Source organism: Pedobacter sp. 01T416_2 (assembly GCF_056398925.1).
Genome location: NZ_JBFTQI010000490.1, coordinates 1 through 4,547, shown reverse-complemented (window position 1 = coordinate 4,547; position 4,547 = coordinate 1). Strand labels below are relative to the sequence as shown.

The following is a 4,547-nucleotide window of genomic DNA, read 5'->3' as shown; positions in this document are numbered from 1 at the left end:
ATTTTTATACCACTAATCTCCGGTCGGCAAAGCAACAGAACAATTATATTTTAAAAGGCGGAACCGAACAGGTATTTGAACCTCATTTTTCTTTTCAGGGGTTTAGGTACGTCAAAATAGATGGATACCCCGGCGAACTGAAACTGGAAAACCTTACCGCTGTAGCTGTTTATTCGGATATGAAAACCAGCGGAAAATTCACGACTTCAAATCCTTTGCTAAACCAATTGCAACATAACATTTCATGGGGACAGAAAGGAAATTTTGTTGATGTGCCGACAGATTGTCCGCAAAGAGATGAACGTTTGGGCTGGACAGGCGATGCACAGGCATTTGCCACAACGGCTGCATATAACATGGATATATCGGGCTTTTTTACCAAATGGCTAAAAGATGTTTCTGCAGATCAGCTTCCTAATGGCAGTGTTCCTTTTGTAGTGCCAAATGTGCTGAACCAAAATGACGCAGGTTCTGCAGGTTGGGCCGATGTTGCCACTATTATCCCTTGGGATATGTATGTTTCGTATGGAGATAAAGGCATACTGGAAGCGCAGTATGGAAGTATGAAAAAGTGGGTTGATTATATTTCTTCAGTGGCTAAAAATAACCTTTGGAACACCGGTTTTCACTTTGGCGATTGGTTGTTTTATCGTCCTAATGATGATAATGATGGCCGCGCAGCGGTGACGGACAAGTACATGATTGCCCAAACATTTTATGCGCATTCTACACAGTTGCTTATAAATGCAGCAAAGGTATTGGGCAAAACAGATGATGTAACCAAATATACTGCACTATTGGAGCAGATTAAAGCGGCTTATATCAAAGAAAATATGACGCCGAATGGAAAGCTGATCTCTAACACCCAAACTGCGTATGTATTGGCCTTACAGTTTGATATGTTGCCTGAAAACTTACGTGCACAGGCTGCACAAAGATTGGTAGACAATGTAAAAGATTACGGAAACCACCTGACTACAGGTTTTTTGGGCACTCCTTACCTTTGTCATGTATTGAGCCGCTTTGGGCACGAGGATGTAGCTTACGACCTGTTGCTACAGGAGAGTTACCCTTCGTGGTTATATCCGGTTAAAATGGGGGCAACCACCATTTGGGAGCGTTGGGACGGTATTAAACAGGATGGATCTTTCCAAACGGCAGATATGAATTCTTTTAATCATTATGCTTATGGAGCCATTGGCGATTGGATGTATAAAAATATCGCTGGCATTAATCCGGTATCAGCACAACCAGGTTACAAAACCATTTTAATTGCACCAAGACCAGGAGGGAAATTAACCAGCKCGTCGGCAGAGCTGGAGACGGTGTACGGCACTGTTAAATCATCGTGGACGATTGCAGATGGTGTTTTTAAGCTCGATGTAACTGTTCCTGCCAATGCAACCGCAACGGTAGTATTGCCGAAAACCGATAAAAAAGAAGAAATAGGCTCAGGTAGCTACCATTTTGAATATAAATATTAATCGCTTATAATTGCAGCTTCGTTAAAAGAGATTATATCACTATTATAAATTTTCAACGGGTCGTCATTCCCAACTTGATTGGGAATCTTAATGCAATTAGCTTTAAGATTCCCGCCTGCGCGGGAATGACGGTTTAGTCGAAATATGATAAAGTCTCTATCAGATGCAGTAAAAAATAAATGTACAGTAAAGAAGAAGCAGCTCGCCTGCGCCAACAGTTTTGGATCAGTTTCGGGCAATATATGAAACCCGTCCCTTCAGCAAGCGGTTCTACCGTAAACTGGACAAATTACAAAACGGGTGTGAAGAATATCTTCTTTAAAATGGATGTTGATGGTAAAAAAGCCTTTATCAGCATTCAGCTGTCGCATCCCGATACCGATATCAGGCATCTCATTTTTGAACAATTTGAAGAGTTTAAGCTCATGTTTGCTAATACCGTAAATGAAGAATGGGACTGGATTAAAGATGCAACCGATGATTTCGGTAAAACGGTATCACAGATTTCGATAAGCATTACCGGAGTGAGCATTTTTAATCAACAGCACTGGCCTACGTTAATCTCCTTTTTTAAACCCAGAATAATTGCCTTAGATGAATTTTGGGACAATGTAAAACCTGTTTTCGAGGATCTGGTTTAATCAGTAAGGTTTAGCTGCGCAATTCTATCCTTTGAAAATTTAATTTCTTCTTTGTCATCGGTTAAGCTGGGCTTGCTTTTTAAATAGAGGTTATAATATTTAAGCGCATTTTTTTCCTGCTTTAAACGGGTATCGTAAAATACCGCCAAACGATAATATAAAGTTGCTGTTGCTTTAAATTGCAAACCTTTTTTATAGGCTGCGCTTGCCAAAGCCAGTTGATTACTTTCTTCATAAACCAGTCCCAATAAAGAATAATAACTGGAAGTATTGGGCGAAATGGCCTCATCGATGGTTTTTCTGGTATATATAGCCGCCTGCGAATAATTTTTTAAAGCGCGGTAACTGAGTGAAGTATAATACAAGGTAGCTTCATTTTCCATCGCTGCCACCTCCAATTGTTTAAAAAGATCAATTGCCTTTTGGTACTTCTTTGTATAGTAATAAGCTTTTGCAACATCTTTTATCACCCCCGCATCAGCACCATCTTTCAACAGTTTCTCTCCCGATGCAATTACTTCGCTGTACTTTTTAAGCTGGTTGGCAATAGGAAGTTTAGCCCTTTGCAGCACCAGGTTATCACTATCGCCCTTAATGGCAATATTAAGTACATCATAAGCTTTTTCATATTGCTGATAAGCAGCATGCACCTCAGCCAGATCGGTAGCAACATCACCCTCTAACGGATTGATCAGATTAGCCTTCAAGAGGTAGATGAGTTTAAGTGAATCGTCCTTTGGAGAACTATACAAATTAGCCAGCAGTTTGTGCACATTAAAATTATTGCTATCTATTTTTACAATTTCGCCATAGTACAGCTTGGCTTTTTCAGTATTTCCCCTTTTGTTATTGATACTGCCAAGACTGAAAAGAATAGGCAGGTTTTGTGGCTGCAGCGTATAAGCTTTGCTATAAAATTTTTCTGCTTCAACATTGTTGCCTGCCATTAAGAAGCAATAGCCGATCTGGCTGAGGGTTTTAAAATCGTTTACTTCTTCTCCATAAATGCCTTTGAGGTATTGAGCAGCATCGGCATAACGCTGGGTCTGATAGAAATCGAAAAGTTTCTCCTTATCGACAGCGCTTGTATTTTGCGCATAACCAGCTAAACTTAAACCAACTAAGGCCAATAATGTAAGGAGCTTTTTCATTTGTATAAAATTGTTTTTTTAGTGGCAATGAAGCTATCATGATTTATCTGCTACATTTTAACAATTTGAAAAATCATGATGGTTTCATGACAGATAATTTTAAACTAATTTATTAGTTGTTTTCGATATTTCCAAATCTGTTTTGTTAAAAGATTGGCGAAATAAAACAAAACCAGCGCTAAGGGGTTTATAAGGAATAGTTAACTAAAAATAAGAACCTATGAACACTTTAAAGAAGTTTGAATTAATGGAAAAGATTGTGCGTGAATTAGAAGACTTACAAAACTCTCAGCAGGCACTTATTCAGAAAATTGGTAAAATTGAAGTAGATAATATCGAATTGGGCGATAATCGCCTGGAAAAAGATTTACCGGATATTCATCAAAATTTAGCTGATAACTTAGATACTATCTCAGGAATTTTAGATTACTTTGCAGGTAAAACACAAAACTTTGGTGATAAAAACAATGTTGATGCTTTAAAAGAACAGGAAGCCATTAACAACGCCACCAGCTAAAATTAATCGCATATGAAATTTTTATCTTTAACCGTTGCCTTTTTGCTTGTTGGCTTATTTGCCAGCGCACAGGTATTGCCATCTTTCCAGCTGGGCATTAAAGCTGGTGCAAATTTTTCGAAATTTGATAGTGAAAACACTTTTAACAGTAACAACCGCGCAGGTTTTTATGGTGGCCTTTGGGCCAGGGTAGGTGCTGCAGGCGTTTACTTCCAGCCAGAGCTTTATGTGTCGGGCAAAAAAGCAGATTTAGTAAGTGAGTCAACGGGAGAAGTAAATAAAGTGCGTTTTACAAGTTTAGATGTGCCATTATTGGTAGGTACTAAGTTTGGTGCTGCTGGTATTGGCCTCCGTTTAAACACCGGACCGATGTTTTCGTTAATATTAGATGAAAATCAGAGTTTTGGTCAGGCTGCAGGAAGCGTTTTCAGAGCCGACTTTAAAAATCAGGCCTTGGCATGGCAGTTTGGAGCGGGCTTAGACCTTAAAAAATTAAGCTTCGATGCACGTTACGAACTTGGCTTATCAAAAATCAATAAAGCAGGTTATCCTGGTACTAAGTTAAACTTATTTACAGTTGGCTTAGGTTATAGGATTTTGTAACAGCTCCTTGCGAATCGTCACCATGAATTTATTTCAGGGTCTTTTTTAGTGTGATAGATGGCTGAAACAAGTTCAGCATGACGATACTAGTTAAGTGAACCTAGCTAATATAAGAAAGGGAGATAAAATTAATTTTATCTCCCTTTCTTAT

5 protein-coding genes are annotated in these 4,547 nt (G+C 38.9%); 4 read left to right on the top strand and 1 reads right to left on the bottom strand.

What is annotated here, in order from left to right; all coding sequences use genetic code 11:
- Together AC1DPQ_RS18690 and AC1DPQ_RS18685 are read left to right on the top strand one after the other, a co-directional pair.
- Window positions 1–1,484: family 78 glycoside hydrolase catalytic domain (locus tag AC1DPQ_RS18690; protein ID WP_477610506.1), on the top strand; the 1,484-nt coding region annotated here is incomplete at its 5' end.
- Window positions 1,485–1,663: 179 nt separating this feature from the next.
- Window positions 1,664–2,125, top strand: coding sequence for a DUF4268 domain-containing protein (locus tag AC1DPQ_RS18685; protein WP_477581780.1), 462 nt, complete (start codon window positions 1,664–1,666; stop codon window positions 2,123–2,125).
- Here the strand turns inward: AC1DPQ_RS18685 and AC1DPQ_RS18680 are convergent.
- Complete coding sequence (locus AC1DPQ_RS18680; RefSeq protein ID WP_477581781.1) at window positions 2,122–3,276, bottom strand: tetratricopeptide repeat protein; 1,155 nt, start codon at window positions 3,274–3,276, stop codon at window positions 2,122–2,124. The two genes, AC1DPQ_RS18685 and AC1DPQ_RS18680, sit on opposite strands and share 4 nt — an antisense overlap.
- Before the next feature lie 220 nt (window positions 3,277–3,496).
- On the opposite strand from AC1DPQ_RS18680, the gene AC1DPQ_RS18675 reads away from it, so the two are divergent.
- Together AC1DPQ_RS18675 and AC1DPQ_RS18670 are read left to right on the top strand one after the other, a co-directional pair.
- Window positions 3,497–3,793, top strand: a complete 297-nt coding sequence (locus AC1DPQ_RS18675) for a hypothetical protein (RefSeq protein ID WP_029277458.1) — start codon at window positions 3,497–3,499, stop codon at window positions 3,791–3,793.
- A gap of 12 nt (window positions 3,794–3,805) precedes the next feature.
- Window positions 3,806–4,396: a porin family protein gene (locus AC1DPQ_RS18670; RefSeq protein ID WP_057932575.1), complete on the top strand. Its 591-nt coding sequence runs from the start codon at window positions 3,806–3,808 to the stop codon at window positions 4,394–4,396.
- Window positions 4,397–4,547 lie beyond the last annotated feature (151 nt).

Bases quoted from the DNA above. Each gene is read 5' to 3' on its own strand.
- AC1DPQ_RS18685 (WP_477581780.1), top strand. From the start codon at position 1,664: ATGTACAGTAAAGAAGAAGCAGCTCGCCTGCGCCAACAGTTTTGGATC.
- AC1DPQ_RS18680 (WP_477581781.1), bottom strand. From the start codon at position 3,276: ATGAAAAAGCTCCTTACATTATTGGCCTTAGTTGGTTTAAGTTTAGCT.
- AC1DPQ_RS18675 (WP_029277458.1), top strand. From the start codon at position 3,497: ATGAACACTTTAAAGAAGTTTGAATTAATGGAAAAGATTGTGCGTGAA.
- AC1DPQ_RS18670 (WP_057932575.1), top strand. From the start codon at position 3,806: ATGAAATTTTTATCTTTAACCGTTGCCTTTTTGCTTGTTGGCTTATTT.